Source organism: Arthrobacter crystallopoietes (assembly GCF_017603825.1).
Lineage (GTDB): Bacteria > Actinomycetota > Actinomycetes > Actinomycetales > Micrococcaceae > Crystallibacter > Crystallibacter crystallopoietes_B.
Map to the genome: position 1 here is coordinate 4,101,472 of NZ_CP072014.1, position 17,170 is coordinate 4,118,641.

General features: G+C 62.3%; 24 protein-coding genes. 3 read left to right on the forward strand and 21 right to left on the reverse strand.

Annotated features, from left to right (window positions below; genetic code table 11):
- The first annotated feature begins 2 nt into the window (after nucleotides 1-2).
- The 3 genes from J5251_RS18785 to J5251_RS18795 are packed head-to-tail and all read left to right on the forward strand — an operon-like array spanning nucleotide 3 to nucleotide 2,494.
- A complete protein-coding gene (locus J5251_RS18785; protein ID WP_208574846.1) occupies nucleotides 3-938 on the forward strand; it encodes a type II secretion system F family protein in 936 nt (311 codons plus the stop codon).
- Between the two features lie 13 nt (nucleotides 939-951).
- Nucleotides 952-1,836, forward strand: a complete 885-nt coding sequence (locus tag J5251_RS18790) for a type II secretion system F family protein (protein WP_208574847.1) — start codon at nucleotides 952-954, stop codon at nucleotides 1,834-1,836.
- A gap of 22 nt (nucleotides 1,837-1,858) precedes the next feature.
- Nucleotides 1,859-2,494, forward strand: a complete 636-nt coding sequence (locus J5251_RS18795) for a prepilin peptidase (protein ID WP_208574848.1) — start codon at nucleotides 1,859-1,861, stop codon at nucleotides 2,492-2,494.
- On the opposite strand, the gene J5251_RS18800 is transcribed toward J5251_RS18795, so the two are convergent.
- The 21 genes from J5251_RS18800 to rplF form a co-directional block, all read right to left on the reverse strand.
- Nucleotides 2,480-3,337: a Rieske 2Fe-2S domain-containing protein gene (locus tag J5251_RS18800; RefSeq protein WP_208574849.1), complete on the reverse strand. Its 858-nt coding sequence runs from the start codon at nucleotides 3,335-3,337 to the stop codon at nucleotides 2,480-2,482. The genes J5251_RS18795 and J5251_RS18800 overlap by 15 nt on opposite strands.
- Nucleotides 3,338-3,496: 159 nt before the next feature.
- A complete protein-coding gene (locus J5251_RS18805; protein ID WP_208574850.1) occupies nucleotides 3,497-4,423 on the reverse strand; it encodes a tRNA pseudouridine synthase A in 927 nt (308 codons plus the stop codon).
- 34 nt (nucleotides 4,424-4,457) lie between these two features.
- Complete coding sequence (gene rplQ / locus J5251_RS18810; RefSeq protein ID WP_139005763.1) at nucleotides 4,458-5,015, reverse strand: 50S ribosomal protein L17; 558 nt, start codon at nucleotides 5,013-5,015, stop codon at nucleotides 4,458-4,460.
- A 68-nt stretch (nucleotides 5,016-5,083) separates the two neighbouring features.
- Nucleotides 5,084-6,094 (reverse strand): DNA-directed RNA polymerase subunit alpha, encoded by a 1,011-nt coding sequence (locus J5251_RS18815; RefSeq protein WP_074701316.1) that lies wholly within the window; start codon nucleotides 6,092-6,094, stop codon nucleotides 5,084-5,086.
- Between the two features lie 153 nt (nucleotides 6,095-6,247).
- The gene (rpsK, locus tag J5251_RS18820) at nucleotides 6,248-6,649 is read right to left on the reverse strand and encodes a 30S ribosomal protein S11 (protein WP_074701315.1); all 402 of its coding nucleotides are present in this window, start codon (nucleotides 6,647-6,649) and stop codon (nucleotides 6,248-6,250) included.
- 44 nt (nucleotides 6,650-6,693) lie between these two features.
- Nucleotides 6,694-7,068 carry a 30S ribosomal protein S13 gene (gene rpsM, locus J5251_RS18825; protein WP_139005762.1) on the reverse strand — a complete coding sequence of 125 codons (375 nt, stop codon included), beginning with the start codon at nucleotides 7,066-7,068 and terminating at the stop codon, nucleotides 6,694-6,696.
- Nucleotides 7,069-7,220: 152 nt separating this feature from the next.
- Nucleotides 7,221-7,334: a 50S ribosomal protein L36 gene (rpmJ, locus tag J5251_RS18830; RefSeq protein WP_005267758.1), complete on the reverse strand. Its 114-nt coding sequence runs from the start codon at nucleotides 7,332-7,334 to the stop codon at nucleotides 7,221-7,223.
- A 72-nt stretch (nucleotides 7,335-7,406) separates the two neighbouring features.
- Nucleotides 7,407-7,628: a translation initiation factor IF-1 gene (gene infA, locus J5251_RS18835; protein WP_005267757.1), complete on the reverse strand. Its 222-nt coding sequence runs from the start codon at nucleotides 7,626-7,628 to the stop codon at nucleotides 7,407-7,409.
- Between the two features lie 161 nt (nucleotides 7,629-7,789).
- The gene (locus J5251_RS18840) at nucleotides 7,790-8,770 is read right to left on the reverse strand and encodes a P1 family peptidase (RefSeq protein WP_208574851.1); all 981 of its coding nucleotides are present in this window, start codon (nucleotides 8,768-8,770) and stop codon (nucleotides 7,790-7,792) included.
- Nucleotides 8,771-8,779: 9 nt separating this feature from the next.
- On the reverse strand, nucleotides 8,780-9,586 hold the full coding sequence (locus tag J5251_RS18845; RefSeq protein WP_244250729.1) for a phosphotransferase enzyme family protein: 807 nt from the start codon (nucleotides 9,584-9,586) through the stop codon (nucleotides 8,780-8,782).
- 7 nt (nucleotides 9,587-9,593) lie between these two features.
- Nucleotides 9,594-10,190: a hypothetical protein gene (locus tag J5251_RS18850; protein WP_208574852.1), complete on the reverse strand. Its 597-nt coding sequence runs from the start codon at nucleotides 10,188-10,190 to the stop codon at nucleotides 9,594-9,596.
- Nucleotides 10,191-10,192: 2 nt separating this feature from the next.
- The gene (locus J5251_RS18855) at nucleotides 10,193-10,789 is read right to left on the reverse strand and encodes an RNA polymerase sigma factor (RefSeq protein ID WP_208574853.1); all 597 of its coding nucleotides are present in this window, start codon (nucleotides 10,787-10,789) and stop codon (nucleotides 10,193-10,195) included.
- Nucleotides 10,790-11,521 (reverse strand): hypothetical protein, encoded by a 732-nt coding sequence (locus J5251_RS18860; protein ID WP_208574854.1) that lies wholly within the window; start codon nucleotides 11,519-11,521, stop codon nucleotides 10,790-10,792.
- Nucleotides 11,522-11,858: 337 nt separating this feature from the next.
- Nucleotides 11,859-12,686 (reverse strand): type I methionyl aminopeptidase, encoded by an 828-nt coding sequence (gene map, locus J5251_RS18865; RefSeq protein WP_139005757.1) that lies wholly within the window; start codon nucleotides 12,684-12,686, stop codon nucleotides 11,859-11,861.
- A 100-nt stretch (nucleotides 12,687-12,786) separates the two neighbouring features.
- Nucleotides 12,787-13,362, reverse strand: coding sequence for an adenylate kinase (locus tag J5251_RS18870; RefSeq protein WP_139005756.1), 576 nt, complete (start codon nucleotides 13,360-13,362; stop codon nucleotides 12,787-12,789).
- Nucleotides 13,359-14,672: a preprotein translocase subunit SecY gene (gene secY, locus J5251_RS18875; protein WP_139005755.1), complete on the reverse strand. Its 1,314-nt coding sequence runs from the start codon at nucleotides 14,670-14,672 to the stop codon at nucleotides 13,359-13,361. The genes J5251_RS18870 and secY overlap by 4 nt, the downstream gene beginning before the upstream one ends.
- 198 nt (nucleotides 14,673-14,870) lie before the next feature.
- Nucleotides 14,871-15,326, reverse strand: coding sequence for a 50S ribosomal protein L15 (rplO, locus tag J5251_RS18880; RefSeq protein ID WP_139005754.1), 456 nt, complete (start codon nucleotides 15,324-15,326; stop codon nucleotides 14,871-14,873).
- Between the two features lie 2 nt (nucleotides 15,327-15,328).
- Nucleotides 15,329-15,547 carry a 50S ribosomal protein L30 gene (gene rpmD, locus J5251_RS18885; protein ID WP_208574855.1) on the reverse strand — a complete coding sequence of 73 codons (219 nt, stop codon included), beginning with the start codon at nucleotides 15,545-15,547 and terminating at the stop codon, nucleotides 15,329-15,331.
- The gene (gene rpsE, locus J5251_RS18890; RefSeq protein ID WP_139005752.1) at nucleotides 15,547-16,263 is read right to left on the reverse strand and encodes a 30S ribosomal protein S5; all 717 of its coding nucleotides are present in this window, start codon (nucleotides 16,261-16,263) and stop codon (nucleotides 15,547-15,549) included. The genes rpmD and rpsE overlap by 1 nt, the downstream gene beginning before the upstream one ends.
- A complete protein-coding gene (gene rplR, locus J5251_RS18895; protein WP_139005751.1) occupies nucleotides 16,260-16,631 on the reverse strand; it encodes a 50S ribosomal protein L18 in 372 nt (123 codons plus the stop codon). The genes rpsE and rplR overlap by 4 nt, the downstream gene beginning before the upstream one ends.
- A 2-nt stretch (nucleotides 16,632-16,633) precedes the next feature.
- On the reverse strand, nucleotides 16,634-17,170 hold the full coding sequence (rplF, locus tag J5251_RS18900) for a 50S ribosomal protein L6 (RefSeq protein WP_139005750.1): 537 nt from the start codon (nucleotides 17,168-17,170) through the stop codon (nucleotides 16,634-16,636).

The following is a 17,170-nucleotide window of genomic DNA, read 5'->3' on the forward strand; positions in this document are numbered from 1 at the left end:
TCATGAGCGCACTGTTATTCGTCGGCACCCTGCTGCTGTTCGGGGGTCTCTTCCTAGGTCATTTTGCCCTCCAACCACCGAAGGCGAGCATCCCACGGGACCGCCGCCGACCGTTCGAAGAAGATTCCACCTCCCAGCTTTCCCGTTTCGCAGGATCTGCCGTGCGCATTATCGAAGAACAACTGGCACGTCGGCCCACAAGGTTCTACCGGCGAGAGCTTCTTGAGATGGCTGGCCTTAAGCTCAGCCAAGCGGACTACATAATCCTCGTCATGTCAGGGAGCATCGTCGGCGGCCTGATTGGGCTCCTCCTCAGCGGCATCGGCCTCGCGCTGCTGTTTTTCCTAAGTGCCCCGTTCGCTGGGCAGTTTGTTCTCGTGGTACTTACAATGCAACGGCGCACCAAGTTCGATGCTCAGCTAGGGGATACGCTGCAACTGCTGACCGGAGGACTCCGCGCGGGCCATAGCATACTTCGGGCTATCGATGCAGCTGCTGTTGAAGCTGACAGCCCTACATCCGAGGAAATGCGCCGAATAATCACGGAGACAAGCCTCGGCAAAGACCTGCAGCAGTCACTGAATGACACCTCGGACCGCATGGCTAGCGAGGACTTCATGTGGATCGCCCAAGCCATCCAGATCAACAGGGAAGTCGGTGGAGACCTCGCGGAGGTGCTGGACCAGGTGAGTGGCACTATTCGTGAGCGGACTGAGATCAAGGGACATATCAAGGCTTTGGCCGCGGAAGGCAAGTTCTCCGCGTACATTCTGATGGCATTGCCCTTGGGTATTGTCGTAATGCTTAGCGTCGCGAACCCGGAGTATATCGGCGTTTTGTACACTGAGCCGCTTGGTTGGGTAATGATCGGCGTATCAGTCATCCTTATGGTCATTGGCGGGCTGTGGCTGCGCAAAATAATCGATCTCAAATTCTGATGGCGAATCGAAAATGAACGCACTAGTGATAATAGGAGCCACTCTGGTCTGTGGCTCAACCGGGTTTGTCGTCTGGATCCTTTTCGCATACGACAAGAAGGGGTTGAACGCCGTCAGAGCCAATCTGACGCGCGGCTTTGAATCCACGGGAGTCCAGGGCCGACGTAATCTAGGAGTTCTATATCAGATTGGGAAAAGGCTCACGCCCGAAGGGTATGTCAAGAAGCTGGACCGCTTGTTGGCATTGGCTGGTAGACCGGCGACCATGCCGTTAAACCGACTGCTGGCGGCAAAACCCACGTTGGCTCTGCTGGGCGCTCTTCTTGCGTTCGTGATAATCAGGGCGAACCCGACGTCGACCATGTTCTTGCTCGGAATGTTCATGGTTGCACTGGGATACTTCATCCCAGATCTGCTGCTATATAGCAAAGGACAAGAGCGCCAGCAGGCTATGCAGTTGGAATTGGCCAACACACTTGACCAGATGCTGATCTCCGTGGAAGCGGGTCTTGGCTTCGAAGCGGCCATGGCTCGAGCCGGAACCAACGGAAAGGGACCCTTGGCCGAGGAACTCGTCCGGACGCTACAAGATATGCAGGTAGGCCGAAGCCGGAGAGAATCTTATCTCGCTCTAGCCGAACGGACGAGCATTCCCGAGCTCAAGAGCTTCGTCAAGGCGATAGTGCAGGCGGACTCATACGGCATCGCCCTCAGCGGTGTGCTTCGGACCCAAGCCAAGGTCATGCGGGTCAAACGGCGCCAACGTGCCGAAGAGAAGGCCATGAAGTTACCCGTCAAGGTTCTTTTTCCACTACTTTTCTTCATTTTCCCGGTCCTCTTCATCGCGATTCTCGGACCTGCCGCCATCAACACCCTCAACACATTCAGCAGCCAGTGATAGCAACTGTCAGATCCAGGCCATGACCGTTGTACCTGATCTTGTATGTGTCCTTGCCGGAACTATTGCCGCCTGGCTGCTGTTTCCCTTGGCACAACGCGAGGAGCGTACACCGATGCCGCAGACTTGGCGCGGGCCGCTGGCAGTGTTGGCCGGGCTGCTCTGCGGACTGGTGGCATGGATGTTTGGCACTGCCCCCGCTCTGCCGGGGTTCCTCTACTTCGCGGTAATGGGGATAACGCTTGGCGCGATCGATGCCCGACATAAGCTCCTGCCCAACCGACTGGTGCTGCCGTTCCTGCTCGGTGCACTCGCTCTTTTCGGAATCGCCAGCCTGATCAGCGGCTCATGGCTACAGTTGCTCGGGGGTCTAACGGGTGGCGTGGCAATGTTCGCCGTGTACCTGCTCATGGCGCTGATCAAGCCGGGTGGGCTCGGCATGGGCGACGTGAAGCTAGCCGCCGTCGTCGGGCTTTATGCGGGCTATCTTGGTTTGAACGCCTGGTTGCTGGTGCTGGTAGGGGCCTTCGTCCTGAACGCACTGGCGATAGTGGTCCTCATGCTGGCGCGTGTATTGAACAGGAAATCCGAAATCCCCTTTGGCCCGTCGATGATTGCGGCAACGCTACTAGTTCCGCTTGTTTCAGGAGTCGGGTGACCGGCGGACTTCGATCCCACCGTCAATGACGCGCGCCTCGTAGACCGGCTGTGGGTTGCTCGCCGGGCCGCGGACTATGCCACCGTCTGAGAGCCGGAAGGTGCTGCCGTGCCAAGGGCAGGTCACGCAGCCGTCGCTGACAGTTCCCTCTTCCAGCGGCCCACCCATGTGACTGCACACGCTGTCCAGGGCATGAATCTGTCCGCCGTCGCGGTACAGCACCACGGAAACTCCGTCCAGATCAACCTTGCGCAGGTGGCCCTCGCTCAGCTCGGACTCCGCAAGTACCGTCTGCCATTCTGCAGGACCTTCGCGCCAGGCGGTGCGGTTGACGTTGACCCCTTTGGAGTAGGACAGGTAGCCGCCGAGATAGCCGCCGACCGTCAGGACACCGAAACCGGCCAGCCCGAGGACCTTGCCTGCTTGGCGATTGCCCTTCTTGCGGGCGATAAGCGATGCTGCGTAAAGGCTCACAGCGGTTGAGTTGGACAGTGCGTGCACCAGTCCGACGCGGCGCTCCTTGCCCTGCGTATCGGACCAGTCGTTGGAACCGGATGCGGCAGTCGGAATCGCCGTGGCAATCCCGGCCAACACCAGCAGATCGGCCGCCGGTTCGGAAGACTCTCCGCCCAGAGTGTCGAGCAGGGTAGCCATGCTCCACGCGCCGATGGGCAGGTCGGTCAGTAGCGGATGCAACGGGTGTCCCAGATACGTACCGCTGAGCACGTTGCGCAAGAATCGGGGTTTGTATACCCGATGGACGATGGCGGCATACGGTTCGGCTACCTTGTCCAGTATTTCGAGGTCTTCCAGCTTCTCCACGACCTGATGCAGCACGTTCATTGCAGCCTCCTGAGGCCCTCGCCCGATGTCGGTTTCGGAACGAAGCCATCACAACGGGCATCATCCCAGTCCACCCGAGTCTGCCATCGCGGCGGAAGGTGGGCAAGGGACAGAGACCGTTAGGCGGGGCCACTCAGCGAAGGTACGCCGGCGGAGACGTCAGTCTTCCGCGGTGCGCAGGGCCCGCGTCTGCTCGGCGCGGCCGAACAGAGCGGAGTTGTCCGGATATTTCACTTCTTCGAGGACCAGCGGATGCGGAGGGGCCAGTATGGTTTTGGAGTCCCGGACCTTGGCGACGAGGCGTTCATGCAGCCAATCCGGCTGCTCCTCCCCCGCACCAACAGCTAACGACGCACCGATCAGGGCACGGACCATGTTGTGGCAGAAGGCGTCCGCGCGCACCGTGGCGACCACAACGCCGTCGTTATTGCGGGTGAAGCTGAAGTCCTGGAGTTCGCGGATGGTCGTGGAGAACTGGCGCGGCTTGCAGAAGGACAGGTAGTCGTTCACTCCCAGAATCCGCCTCGCCGCGGAGTTCAGGTCATCGACGTCGAGGGCGTGCTTGTGCCAGAGGGTGATGTTGCGCGTCAGCGGATCCCACGACTCGGCGCGGTCAGCAATGCGGTAGCTGTACCGGCGCCAGAGGGCGGAGAACCGGGCGTCGAAGCCGATCGGGGCCAGCTCGGCAGTATGCACTTCGATGGCGCCGGCGAGATCGCGGTACGGCACCGGTGCGCCGACGCGGCCGCCGAGGACCTTGGTAATGACGCCGCGCAGCCGGCGCAGCAGGGAGGCCGATGGATCGATCATCTTGCCGCGGGCGAGCGACTCCCACTCCCCCGGTTCCAGATCGAAGTGCACCACCTGGCCGCGGGCGTGGACACCTGCATCGGTCCGGCCGGCCACGGTCAGCCGGATGGGCCGGCGCAGCAGCGTGGCAAGTGCTTCTTCCAGCACTCCCTGGACGGTCAGCAATCCCGGTTGGATTGCCCACCCGCTGAACGGACCGCCGTCGTACGCTAAATTCATCCGGACACGCAGAAGCCCGCTGTCCGGTTGCGGGACAGCGGGCTTCTGGGAATGCATGCTCTAAATGCTAGCCGGATTCAGACTCGAAGAATTACTTCTTCTCGTCAGCTTCCGGAGCCTCAGCAGCTTCTTCGGCGGAAGGAGCCGAGGGAGCGGAAGCCGGCGAGTCAGCGGACTCAGCCGAAGCAGAGGAAGCGGATTCGGCCGAAACGGCCTCTTCCTCAACCGGAGCCGGAGCGGACTTGGCGGCAGCCTTCTCAGCTTCGGCCACAACGGCCTGCTTCGGGGATACCGGATCCAGGACCAGTTCGATGACAGCCATGGGAGCGTTGTCGCCCTTGCGGTTGCCGATCTTGGTGATGCGGGTGTAGCCACCATCACGGTTCTCGACGGCGGTAGCGATGTCGGTGAACAGCTCGTGGACGATGCCCTTGTTGCTGATCAGGGACAGCACGCGACGACGCGAGGCCAGGTCTCCGCGCTTGGCGAAGGTGACCAGGCGCTCGGCGTACGGACGCAGACGCTTTGCCTTGGTAACAGTGGTGGTGATGCGCTTGTGCTCGAACAGAGCAGCGGCCAGGTTGGCGAGCATCAGTCGCTCGTGAGCCGGACCGCCTCCGAGGCGCGGACCCTTAGCGGGGGTAGGCATTATGTTTTCTCCTCAAATGGTGCCGCTCTTGGCGCTACAGAGCACCATGACGGCAGAATTCTTGCGATTTAGAGTTCGTCCTCGCCGAAGGCTTCTTCGTCCTCTTCGATGGCTGCGGCACGCGCGGCAAGGTCGAATCCTGGAGGGGAATCCTTCAGGGACAGACCAAGCTCAACAAGCTTTGCCTTGACCTCATCGATGGACTTCGCACCGAAGTTGCGGATGTCCATGAGGTCAGCCTCGGAGCGGGCAACGAGCTCACCCACGGTGTGGATGCCCTCACGCTTGAGGCAGTTGTAGGACCGCACGGTCAGCTCAAGGTCCTCGATCGGCAGAGCCATGTCAGCCGCCAGGGCGGCATCTGTGGGGCTCGGGCCGATTTCGATACCTTCAGCCTGGGTGTTCAGCTCGCGTGCCAGGCCGAACAGCTCAACCAGGGTGGTTCCGGCAGAGGCGACGGCGTCGCGCGGTGCAATGGAGTCCTTGGTTTCGACGTCGACGATCAGGCGGTCGAAGTCGGTGCGCTGCTCAACACGGGTTGCCTCAACCTTGAAGGTAACCTTCAGGACCGGCGAGTAGATGGAGTCAACCGGAATGCGGCCGATCTCCGAGTCGCCGGACTTGTTCTGGCTCGCCGAAACGTAGCCACGGCCGCGTTCGATGGTCAGTTCGAGCTCGAACTTGCCCTTCTCGTTCAGCGTGGCGATGTGCAGATCCGGGTTGTGGAATTCCACGCCGGCCGGCGGTGCAATGTCCGCAGCGGTGACAACACCGGGTCCCTGCTTGCGCAGGTAGGCGACCACTGGCTCGTCATGCTCGGAGGAGACTGCCAGGTTCTTGATGTTCAGGATGATCTCGGTGACATCTTCCTTCACACCCTGAACGGTGGTGAACTCATGCAGCACACCGTCGATCCGGATGCTGGTTACAGCAGCACCGGGGATCGAGGACAGCAGGGTGCGGCGAAGAGAGTTTCCCAGGGTGTAGCCAAAGCCCGGCTCAAGCGGTTCGATAACGAACCGTGAGCGGTTGTCGGCCACTACTTCTTCGGTAAGGGTGGGGCGCTGTGCAATGAGCACTTAGATTTCCTTTCAGCGAGCGTCCGCTATATGACGCAGCACGAATTGGTGGAAAAGAACGGCTAGACAGCCGGGAGCGGAACCTTCAGCCGCCGTCGTAATTCCCATTTACATGGGGATCGACGGCGGCCGAAGGAACCTAACGGCGGCTGGTTAGACGCGGCGGCGCTTCGGGGGACGGCAACCGTTGTGGGCGCTGGGGGTGACATCCGAGATGGAGCCAACCTCGAGGCCAGCGGCCTGCAGCGAACGGATTGCAGTCTCGCGTCCGGATCCCGGACCCTTCACGAAAACGTCGACCTTCTTCAGGCCATGCTCCTGGGCACGCTTTGCAGCGGACTCAGCAGCCATCTGCGCTGCGAACGGGGTGGACTTACGCGAGCCCTTGAAGCCAACCTCGCCGGCCGAAGCCCACGAGATAACAGCACCGTTCGGGTCCGTGATGGACACGATGGTGTTGTTGAAGGTGCTCTTGATGTGCGCCTGTCCGAGCGCGATATTCTTCTTATCCTTGCGACGCGGCTTACGTACCGCTCCACGAGTCTTGGGGGGCATATATTTCTCCTACAAAGTTGGTTGGTAGCTAGCAGACCGGCTGTTTAGCGAGTCTTCTTCTTACCGGCGACGGTGCGCTTCGGGCCCTTACGGGTACGAGCGTTGGTCTTGGTGCGCTGACCGCGAACGGGCAGGCCACGACGGTGGCGAATACCTTCGTAGCTACCGATCTCAACCTTGCGGCGGATGTCGGCGGCAACCTCACGGCGGAGGTCACCTTCTACCTTGTAGTTGCCCTCGATGTTGTCACGCAGCTGCACGAGCTCTGCATCGGTGAGGTCCTTAACACGGGTGTCCGGGCTGATGCCGGTGTCCGCGATGATCTGCTCTGCACGGGTCTTACCCACGCCGTAGATGTAAGTCAGGGCGATAATTACCCGCTTTTCGCGGGGAATATCTACGCCAGCGAGACGAGCCATATGGCGGTTCTCCTTGTTGTATCCGGAGGTCTGAAGCAATGCATCCCTGTTACCAGGTCCCCGGCCTCCGAGCCCGGGGGTGTGCAGGAAATCCTGCTGCACTGCCTATTGAATTACTACGCGTGGGTAGTTCCTGCTTCGAAGCAGGAAGCTTAGCCCTGGCGCTGCTTGTGGCGCGGGTTCTCGCAGATCACAATGACGTTGCCCTTGCGACGAATCACCTGGCACTTATCACAGATCCGCTTGACGCTCGGCTGGACCTTCATGGTTATCCTTTGCGTTTGCAGTTGTCGCTTGCGTAACTACCTATTTCCGCGGTGGCCCGCGGAGCTAAGTCTTTACTTGTAGCGGTAGACGATACGGCCCCGTGAGAGGTCGTACGGGCTGAGTTCCACTACAACACGGTCCTCTGGGAGGATCCTGATGTAGTGCTGACGCATCTTTCCCGAGATGTGAGCAAGCACAACGTGTCCGTTAGTCAGCTCAACGCGGAACATCGCGTTGGGCAGAGCTTCCTGCACAGTGCCTTCAATCTCTATGACACCGTCTTTCTTAGCCATATCCTCCGCTAACGTCAGTAACCACCACTTGCGTGGGGCTAGTTTTTGGGTTTTGCTTGCCACTAGACTTCCGGTGGAATGCGCTCAAAGAGCGGCCCCGGGCCCGGCAACGGGCACGAAAGTAGAGACAACCAACAGATAACTGTACTCCGCGCGCCGCTTTAAGTTAAATCGGGATGCTTTGCAAGTACGACGGCGGGAGTTTCCACCGTCTCGGCACTCGCCACCGCGTCAAGGATGGCAAGGCGGACGGCTTCCGCCGCCAAAATCTGCAGTTCCAGGACCGGAGTCACCGGACCCTCCTGCACCAGTTGCTTCTCGCCGGTGGCCAAACCAAAGACCACGTCCCCGTCTCCGAGGGTATGGGAGGGGTTGAGCGCTCTTGCCAGTCCCGCATGGGAGGCCGAAGCAGTGCGCTTGACCTGTGCGGGATCCAGCACAGCGTTGGTGGCGATGACGCAAAGCGTCGTGTTCAGCGGGGCCTGGCTGGGTGGCGATGCCTGGGTGGGCAGCGGCGGCAGTGCGGGAGCTGATCTCGAGACCTGTTCGGTACCGAGGCCAACGGGGGCGCCGGCCGCGTTGACCACCGCGATAGCACCGATGACCACATCGGAGTTGCCGCCACTCATCCGCAGCGAAGCGCTGCCCACTCCCCCTTTATAGCGCTGGTAGTCCAGTGCCGCTCCGGTGCCGGCACCCGCGTTGCCCCGCTGCACCGGCGCAAAGTACGGAGAGGCACCCGCTGCAGCGGCAGCGTCGTACCCCATCTGTTCGGTCGGGCGGGCCTTGGCATCGCCGCCGCGGCCGAGGTCGAAGATCGCTGCCGCGGGCACGATCGGGACTACGCCGGCGTCCGTCCGGAAGCCTCTGTCCTGCTCCTCGAGCCAGCGCTGCGCGCCGTGGGCGGTGATCAGCCCGAAGGCGCTGCCGCCGGTGAGGACCACTGCGTCCACTGTTGGGACCAGGGTGGTTGGATCGAGCGCGTCGGTTTCGTGGGTGGCGGGCCCTCCCCCGCCCACGTGCACGGAACCGATGGTTCCCGGCGGCGGCAGCACTACCGTGACGCCGGACAGCCAGCCCCCGCCGATCCGCTGGACCTGGCCGACCTTGATTCCGGGGACATCGGTGATGGAGGAAGTCATGCCTTCACTCTAGAGGGCTGCCCTTATCAGACCGGAGTTGTCGCTGAGCCAGGCTTCGGCCCTCGGCACCCGGTCCTTCACGCCCTCGTTCCACCAGCGCCGGAAGACCGGGTCAGCGTCGGCGGCGGCTTTGGCGGTGAGTGACGCATTGCGGCCGCGCTGGATGGCGACATCAACCAACGTGCTTCTTTGCTCGGCGTTCATGCCGTAGGCGTCGGCGAACAACCGCACCCGTGCCGGGATGTCAGCTTCCGCCAATGCCGGAGGCCGGTCTGCCGGGTGCAGGAGCGGCGCCCACCAGTAGAGCGCATTGACGACGTCGGCGACCCGGGTGGTTGGCCTGGCCAGGTCGAAATCGATCAGCGCCGCCGGAACGCCGTTGCGGAAGACGACGTTGCCCGGGCAGTAGTCCTGATGGGAGACCAGTTCGGGCGTGGTGAACAGGGGCTTGACCTCTGGCGGACGGATGCCGGGTAGGCTGCCGAACACCGCATCCTCCGGCGGCACCCATCCCTGGGCGGCGTCGTGCATCCGGCGGATGAGCCGGGCCAGCGCGGTCAGTACCTCCGGGCCCGTTGCCTCTGCGGTCAGCGGTTCCACGGGGACATCGCCCGGGACATAGGAGAGGACTTCCCGTCCGGCGTCGTCGTAGCCAAGCGGGACCGGAGCGGCGTCGAAGCCCTGGGCGTGCAGGTGTGCGAGGTACTCCTGGACGGTTGCGGTGAACGGGCGGACCGGCCGGCGGACCGTGTCCCCGATTCTGACCACCGTGGTCCAGCCGCCCTCGCCCAGCTGCTGCCCTCCGCCGTCGTTCATTGGATCCTCAGAGCTTGGTGACGTCGATGGTGCCGGGCTTCATGTCGATGGCTTCGCAGAACTCCTGGACATTCGCGGGCAATCCGTCCGGCGTGGCGAAGACGGCGTAGCGCCAATCGTCCCGAACGCAGGTCACCATGGCCGGCGGTTCGCTTCCCGGTGCCGATTGGTCCCGTCCTTCCTCGGACCGGGCCTCCCCCGGCGCCGGTTCCTGCGGCGAAGACTGTCCCGGCTCCGGCAGCGGGGCCTCCCGCCACAGTGCCCCGCAGAGTTCCTGCGGGTCGATCCGCTGCGGCACCCCGGTCAGGTCCACCATGACGCTGCCGTCCGGATTGGTGCCGACGATCTCGCCGCCGCTGGCAAAGCCCGCCTCCTGCTGCGGGGCATCGGGGGTGGAGCCCATGTAGCAGATGGCGGTGAAGCGCTTCTGGTCGTCGGTGAGGTTCAGAATGGCAAAGCCGGCGGTGGCGGAACCGGCCAGCACCGGCACGGCGACCGCAGCGGTGACCACCCGCCGTCGTCGTTTGTGGCGGGCGATGTCCCGCGTGATCCGAGCATTCAGCGCCGAGCGCACGCGCGCTTTACTGAGCTGGAGTTCGTCCATTCCTATTCACCTTCTTCCGCTGTGAGCACGTCCGAAAACTGGTTTTTCAGCCGGTTGCGCAGGCGCAGCACCCGGTTTTTGACGGCGGCCTTGGTCAGGCCGAGTTCCTTGGCAATGTCGCCGTGCGGGCGGCCGCCGACGAAGTGGACCAGGAAGATCCGCTGGTCTGCTTCGGGCATGGCCGACACGGCGCGGTGGACCCGGTTGAGGGTGTCCTGCGCAATGACCTTCTCTTCGGTCGAGACCTCGGCAAGGACCCGACCGATGTCCATCCGGTCGATGTCCAGCATGTGCTGGTTGCCTTTTTTGCGCAGGTGGTTCGCCGCCAGGTATTTGGCTGTGGTGTAGAGCCAGGGGAAGACGGAGCCGTTGACGCACTTGATGCGCTTCGCCTTCTCCCACATGAGGAAGAAGGTTTCCTGGGCAAGCTCCTCCGCTGCCCCGACGTCGCCGGTGATCCTGCCCACGTACCGCAGCACACCGTCGGCATGGCGCTCGTAGAGCACGCCGAACGCGTCTTCGTCCCTGCGTCCGCAGCGCCGGAGCAGCACGGACTCATCCGGCGACCCGTCGGCCGCCGGCTCGTCATCGACTGCCATCTAGCCGAAGAAACTGGCGGATGAAGCCTGGTCATTGAAAGCACCGATCCAGCTCGAGAACTGGTAGTCACCATAGGTAGCCCCTTCGCCGTCGCGGTCTTCGTGCAGCCGCACGCTGCAGCCGTTGTAGCCGCGGAAGGACGTGACCTGGTCATTCCAGCCGACGTCGGCCAGATTGATGAAGGCCGAGCCGCCCGCGAAGCAGCCCCCGTAGTTCAGGATCCGGTACGAGTCCCCGGAGTACCCAGCGTTCGCGTACACAATTGCCGCCGTAACAAACGACGACGGCGGCGCCTCCTCGGTCACGGGCGCTTGAGCAGCTATTGGCCGCGTTGCCATCGCAGGCCCAGCTGTTGCCGGCGTTACTGCGGCCGGCTCGGCGGTTTGCTGCGTGGCCACGGCCGGCTCAGCCGCATGGGTGGCCACGGCCGGTTCAGCCAACTGCGTGGTTGCGGTCTGCTCAACGGTGCCGGCCAGTTGGTCCACGCCCAGCTGCTCGAGTGCGGTGTCCAAGGCGGCTTCGGTTCCGTAGCATTCAGACGCCGAGGTAACGGCGTTGAACCAGCAATGTTCCGCGCCGGTGGACTGCTTAGTCGAGGTCGTCTCCGAGGTTCCGGGGGGAGCTGGACTGGCCGCGGCGACGGCCGGAACGGCCCCTATTCCGATCAGTCCTGCCGTGATCACTGCCGCGAAGACGGCATACTTGCGCTGTTTCAGTACTTGGCGGCCCATGTTTCCACCATATAAGAGCCCCTTCCCGGGCTCCTAAAGCCCTGTGGATTGGGAGGAAAAGTGTGGCCGGCCCACGGAGCGGTGAGCCGTTCGCTCCCACCGCCCCGCGGCCATACCCTCGATGACCACTCTCCACGCAATGCATCCTGACGGGCCGAAGCCGTTCGTTCCTCAGCCGGAATCAGGTCCCTTGCGGGCCATCTACTTATCTAATGTGCCGGGGACGCAAAAGGTCTCGCCTGGGATGAAAGTTTTTTCATCCCGGGCGAGACCCGCCGAACGCAACGCTCCAAGACCAAGCCAAGAGCCGCCGTCGTTCGCTTGAAACTGAGGCCGGTCAGTCCAGCGGAACCGGGGTGACGCCCAGCGGCGCCAGCTTGGCAGCGCCGCCATCTTCGGCGGTGAGAACCCAGATACCCTTGTCATGCACGGCAACCGTGTGTTCCCACTGGCACGAGCGCGAGCCGTCGGTGGTGACGACCGTCCAGTCATCGGCCAGGGTTTTGGTCTCGATGTCCCCGCGGACCAGCATGGGCTCGATGGCCAGGCACAGGCCAGGACGGATCTTCGGGCCGCGGTGGCTGGTGCGGTAGTTCAGCACGTCGGGCGCCTGATGCATGGCGGTGCCGATGCCGTGGCCCACGTAGTCCTCGAGGATGCCCAGCGGCTTGCCCTCGACGCTGCTGACGTAGTCATCGATGGCGTTGCCGATGTCGCCGACGCGCGAGCCGTTGGCCAGGGCTGCTATCCCACGCCACATGGCTTCCTCGGTCACATCGGAGAGCCGCTGGTCTTCGGGATCGGCCGTGCCCACAATGACGCCCCGCGCGGAGTCGCCATGCCAGCCGTCGATGCTGCAGCCGCCGTCAATGGAGAGGATGTCCCCGTCCTCGAGCACTTTGTTGCCGGGGATGCCGTGGACAACTTCCTCGTTTACCGAAACGCAGACGGTGGCAGGGAAACCGTGGTAGCCCTTGAAGTTGCTCTTGGCGCCGGCCTCATTGAGGACGGCTTCGAAGGCTGCGTCCACATCACTGGTGGTGGCACCGACGACGGCGGCGGCCACCGCAGCATCGAGGGCGCGGCTGACCACCAGACCCGCTTTGCGCATTTTGCGGATCTGGTCTTTGGTCTTGTACTCGATGCTGGGCTGGCCGAATGCCATGTGTTCTGTGTTCCTTCTGTTTTGCGAAATGCCGCAGGCCCTGTCCAACGAATCCGAAGGATCAGGGCCTGGGCCTAGGTTGGAGCGGCAGCTCCCGTTGCTAAGCGGTGACGCTCTTGAGTGCTTCCATAATGCGGTTGGTGACGTCGTCGATGGCGCCCAGTCCGTCCACCTTGGTCACGATGCCGCGTTCCTCGTAGCGCGAGACGACTGCCTCGGTCTGCTCGTGGTACAGATCCAGGCGGTGCCGGATGACGGTTTCGTTGTCGTCGGCGCGGCCTTCCTGCGCCGCGCGGCCCAGCAGACGCTTGACCAGTTCCTCGTCGTCGGCAGTCAGCTGCAGGACGACGTCCAGCTGATCCTCGCTCTCGGCCAGGATGCTGTCCAGCTCATCTACCTGCGCCGTGGTGCGCGGGTAGCCGTCGAGGAGGAAACCCGGTTCGACGTCGTCCTTGGAAAGGCGGTCGCGCACCATGTTGTTGGTGACGCTGTCCGGAACGAAGTCGCCGTTGTCGATGTACTTCTTCGCCTCGAGGCCCAGCGGGGTCTCTTCCTTGACGTTCGCGCGGAAGATATCACCGGTGGAAATGGCGACGATGCCCAACCGCTCGGAGATACGTGATGCCTGGGTTCCTTTGCCGGATCCGGGCGGGCCAATAATGAGCATCTTTGTCATCGCAGTAGTCCTTCATAGTGACGTTGCTGTAGCTGGGCATTTATCTGTTTCACGGTTTCCAGACCAACACCAACCATGATGAGGATCGAGACGCCGCCAAACGGGAAGTTCTGGTTCGCGTTGATCAGCACCAGGGCGATCAGCGGAATCAGAGAAATCACGCCGAGGTAAAGCGCGCCCGGAAGGGTAATCCGGGACAGCACGTAGGAGAGGTATTCCTCGGTGGGGCGGCCGGCCCGGATCCCCGGGATGAAACCGCCGTACTTTTTCATGTTGTCCGCCACCTCTTCAGGGTTGAAGGTGATGGCCACGTAGAAGTAGGTGAAGAAAACGATCAGGGCGAAGTACACGGCCATGTAGACCGGGTGGTCTCCGCTGACCAGGAAGGTGTTGATCCAGTTGACCCATTCCGGCGGCGGGGTGGTGCCATCTGTGGGGGTGTTGAACTGGGCTACCAGGGAGGGAAGGTAGAGCATCGACGAGGCGAAGATGACGGGGATAACACCGGCCATGTTCACCTTGATCGGAATGTAGGTGCTGGTGCCGCCGAGCGTGCGGCGGCCGATCATACGCTTGGCGTACTGGACCGGGATGCGGCGCTGGGACTGCTCCACGAAGATGACCGCGGCCACGGTGAACAGGCCGATGATGATCACGCCGATGAAGATGTTGACGCCCTGTGCCCGCAGGATTTCTCCCAGCGAGCTCGGGAAGCCGGCAGCGATGGAAACGAAGATCAGCAGGGACATGCCGTTGCCGACGCCCTTTTCGGTGACCAGTTCGCCCATCCACATGATCAGGCCGGTACCGGCCGTCAGCGTGAGGATGAGCAGCACGATCACGATCAGGCTGTCGTCCGGAATGATCGGTACCGGGCAGTCGCCCAGGAGGGCACCGGAGCGGGCCAGCGAGACGAGCGTGGTGCCGTTGAGCAGGCCGAGGGCAATGGTCAGGTAGCGGGTGTACTGGGTCAGCTTGGACTGGCCCTGCGCGCCTTCCTGATGCAGCTCCTGGAAGCGGGGAATGACCACCCGCAGCAACTGCACGATGATGCTCGCCGTAATGTACGGCATGATGCCGAGGGCGAAGATGGACACCTGCAGCAGGGCGCCGCCGCTGAAGAGGTTGACGAACTGGTACAGCCCGCCGCTGGTGTTGCCGAGCGCCAAGCATTGCTGCACGTTTCCGTAATCAACACCGGGGGCAGGGATGAAGGCACCCACGCGGTAAATGGTGATGATGGCGAGGGTGAACAACAACTTGCGCCGCAGGTCCGGCGTCCGGAAAACCCGGCCAATTGCGCTGAGCAAGCGTCCTCCTGAAAAGTCTTTGATGCCGCCGAGCGGCGATGCACAAGAACCGAGTCTATCTGCTCGGCCGCGTCCGGAATAACTCGCGGACTAAAACGTAAACTGCCTTTAACCCAATGAAACTCTTGGTGGCCGGAATACACCGACCACCAAGAGTTTAGTCATTGGTTGTGAGAGATCACTACCGAAGCCGTTTGGCTACAGCTCCGTGACGGAACCGCCGGCGGCGGCAATCTTCTCAGCAGCACTGGCGGAGAAGGCGTGAGCCTTCACATCAACCTTGACGGTGATGTCGCCGGTACCCAGAACCTTGACGAGCTGGTTCTTGCGAACCGCGCCCTTTTCGACCAGGTTCTCCACGGTGACCTCGCCACCTTCGGGGAACAGCTCGTTGAGCTTATCCAGGTTCACAACCTGGAATTCCACCTTGTACGGGTTCTTGAAGCCGCGCAGCTTCGGCAGGCGCATGTGCAGCGGCAGCTGGCCGCCTGCAAAACCTGCCTTGACCTGGTAGCGCGCCTTCGTACCCTTGGTACCACGGCCTGCAGTCTTACCCTTGGAGCCTTCACCACGACCAACACGGGTCTTGGCGGTCTTGGCACCGGGGGCAGGACGCAGGTGGTGGACCTTCAGAGTGTTGTTCTCTTCTGCCATCTCTACTTCGCCTCCTCAACCTTTACCAGGTGAGAAACAGTGTTGAGCATGCCCACGGTCACGGCGTCGGCGTTACGGACAACGGTGTGTCCGATACGCTTCAGGCCCAGTGAACGCAGCGTGTCGCGCTGATTCTGCTTGCCGCCAATGACGGACTTAATCTGGGTGATTTCCAACTGTGCATCAGACGCAACCAAGTTGCTACGAGTCGTCTGGATCATTACGCACCTGCCTTCTGCTGCTGCATTGCGCGGAGCAGGATCGGAGGAACAACCTCATCCAGCGGCAGGCCACGACGGGCTGCTACTGCCTGAGGCTCTTCGAGACGGCGCAGTGCGTCCACCGTTGCGTGCACAATGTTGATCGCGTTGGCCGAGCCGAGCGACTTCGAGAGCACATCGTGGACACCGGCGCACTCAAGTACGGCGCGGACCGGGCCACCGGCGATAACACCGGTACCGGCAGCGGCCGGACGGAGCATGACGACGCCTGCAGCGGCCTCACCCTGGACACGGTGGGGCACCGTGCCGCCGATGATCGGGACGCGGAAGAAGGACTTCTTGGCTTCTTCAACACCCTTGGCGATAGCTGCGGGAACTTCCTTCGCCTTGCCGTAACCAACGCCGACCAGGCCGTTGCCGTCGCCGACAACTACCAGAGCGGTGAAGCTGAAGCGACGACCACCCTTGACGACCTTGGAAACACGGTTGATGGTAACGACGCGCTCGAGGTACTTGTCCTTCTCGGCATCGCGTGCGTTGTCGCGGCCACCACGGCCACCACGCTCGCCACGGCCACCGCGGTCGCCACGCTCTCCACGACGGCCGCCGCGGCGGTCATCCTGGGAAGAAGCAGCTTTATCGGCGGTACCCGCGGCTGCGGCGGTCTCAGTTGCTTCAGTCACCTGAGTATCCTTTTCGTTATTCTCTGCGGTCACAGTGCCAGCCCACCTTCACGTGCGCCTTCGGCAACAGCTGCGACACGGCCGTGGTACTTGTTACCACCACGGTCGAAGACAACGGCCTCGATGCCGGCAGCCTTGGCGCGCTCGGCTACGAGCTCGCCAACGCGCTTGGACTTTGCGGTCTTGTCACCTTCGAATCCGCGCAGGTCAGCTTCCATGGTGGAAGCCGAAGCCACGGTGATGCCCTTGCTGTCATCGACAACCTGGACGAATACGTGGCGTGCGGAGCGGTTGACAACCAGACGCGGACGGACCGCGGTGCCGGTGATGCGCTTACGGACGCGCAGGTGGCGGCGGCCGCGTGCAGCGGACTTGCTCTTACCCTTAATTCCGAGAGCCATGGTTACTTACCAGCCTTTCCGACCTTGCGGCGGATCTGCTCGCCTGCGTAACGGATGCCCTTGCCCTTGTAGGGGTCCGGCTTCCGCAGCTTGCGGATGTTGGCAGCAACCTCGCCGACCTGCTGCTTATTGATTCCCGATACAGAGAGCTTGGTCGGACCCTCTACTGCAAAGGTGATGCCTTCGGGTGCCTTGATGGCAACCGGGTGGCTGTAGCCCAGGGCGAACTCGAGGTCCGAACCCTTGGCCTGTACGCGGTAACCGGTACCAACGATCTCGAGGTCCTTCTTGTAGCCTTCGGTCACACCGATGATCATGTTGTTGATCAGGGTGCGGGTCAGGCCGTGGAGGGAACGGGATTCGCGCTCGTCGTTCGGGCGGGACACGGTCAGCGTGCTCTCGTCCAGGGCTACCTGAATCGGGGAAGCAACCGCGTGGGTCAGTTCTCCCTTGGTGCCCTTGACGGAGACAACGTTGCCGTCGACCTTGACCTCTACGCCGGCGGGAACGGTGATGGGGAGACGTCCAATACGTGACAT

What these genes read in the sequence shown, in the direction of transcription:
- infA (WP_005267757.1), bottom strand. Translation starts at nt 7,628, where the DNA reads ATGGCTAAGAAAGACGGTGTCATAGAGATTGAAGGCACTGTGCAGGAA.
- rpmJ (WP_005267758.1), bottom strand. Translation starts at nt 7,334, where the DNA reads ATGAAGGTCCAGCCGAGCGTCAAGCGGATCTGTGATAAGTGCCAGGTG.
- J5251_RS18840 (WP_208574851.1), bottom strand. Translation starts at nt 8,770, where the DNA reads ATGACTTCCTCCATCACCGATGTCCCCGGAATCAAGGTCGGCCAGGTC.
- J5251_RS18870 (WP_139005756.1), bottom strand. Translation starts at nt 13,362, where the DNA reads ATGACAAAGATGCTCATTATTGGCCCGCCCGGATCCGGCAAAGGAACC.
- rpmD (WP_208574855.1), bottom strand. Translation starts at nt 15,547, where the DNA reads ATGATCCAGACGACTCGTAGCAACTTGGTTGCGTCTGATGCACAGTTG.
- J5251_RS18860 (WP_208574854.1), bottom strand. Translation starts at nt 11,521, where the DNA reads ATGGGCCGCCAAGTACTGAAACAGCGCAAGTATGCCGTCTTCGCGGCA.
- rplQ (WP_139005763.1), bottom strand. Translation starts at nt 5,015, where the DNA reads ATGCCTACCCCCGCTAAGGGTCCGCGCCTCGGAGGCGGTCCGGCTCAC.
- J5251_RS18845 (WP_244250729.1), bottom strand. Translation starts at nt 9,586, where the DNA reads ATGAACGACGGCGGAGGGCAGCAGCTGGGCGAGGGCGGCTGGACCACG.
- rplO (WP_139005754.1), bottom strand. Translation starts at nt 15,326, where the DNA reads ATGGCAGAAGAGAACAACACTCTGAAGGTCCACCACCTGCGTCCTGCC.
- rplF (WP_139005750.1), bottom strand. Translation starts at nt 17,170, where the DNA reads ATGTCACGTATTGGACGTCTCCCCATCACCGTTCCCGCCGGCGTAGAG.
- rpsK (WP_074701315.1), bottom strand. Translation starts at nt 6,649, where the DNA reads ATGCCCCCCAAGACTCGTGGAGCGGTACGTAAGCCGCGTCGCAAGGAT.
- J5251_RS18800 (WP_208574849.1), bottom strand. Translation starts at nt 3,337, where the DNA reads ATGAACGTGCTGCATCAGGTCGTGGAGAAGCTGGAAGACCTCGAAATA.
- map (WP_139005757.1), bottom strand. Translation starts at nt 12,686, where the DNA reads ATGGCATTCGGCCAGCCCAGCATCGAGTACAAGACCAAAGACCAGATC.
- J5251_RS18790 (WP_208574847.1), top strand. Translation starts at nt 952, where the DNA reads ATGAACGCACTAGTGATAATAGGAGCCACTCTGGTCTGTGGCTCAACC.
- J5251_RS18855 (WP_208574853.1), bottom strand. Translation starts at nt 10,789, where the DNA reads ATGGCAGTCGATGACGAGCCGGCGGCCGACGGGTCGCCGGATGAGTCC.
- J5251_RS18795 (WP_208574848.1), top strand. Translation starts at nt 1,859, where the DNA reads ATGACCGTTGTACCTGATCTTGTATGTGTCCTTGCCGGAACTATTGCC.
- rpsM (WP_139005762.1), bottom strand. Translation starts at nt 7,068, where the DNA reads ATGGCTCGTCTCGCTGGCGTAGATATTCCCCGCGAAAAGCGGGTAATT.
- J5251_RS18850 (WP_208574852.1), bottom strand. Translation starts at nt 10,190, where the DNA reads ATGGACGAACTCCAGCTCAGTAAAGCGCGCGTGCGCTCGGCGCTGAAT.
- J5251_RS18805 (WP_208574850.1), bottom strand. Translation starts at nt 4,423, where the DNA reads ATGCATTCCCAGAAGCCCGCTGTCCCGCAACCGGACAGCGGGCTTCTG.
- rplR (WP_139005751.1), bottom strand. Translation starts at nt 16,631, where the DNA reads ATGGCTCTCGGAATTAAGGGTAAGAGCAAGTCCGCTGCACGCGGCCGC.
- J5251_RS18785 (WP_208574846.1), top strand. Translation starts at nt 3, where the DNA reads ATGAGCGCACTGTTATTCGTCGGCACCCTGCTGCTGTTCGGGGGTCTC.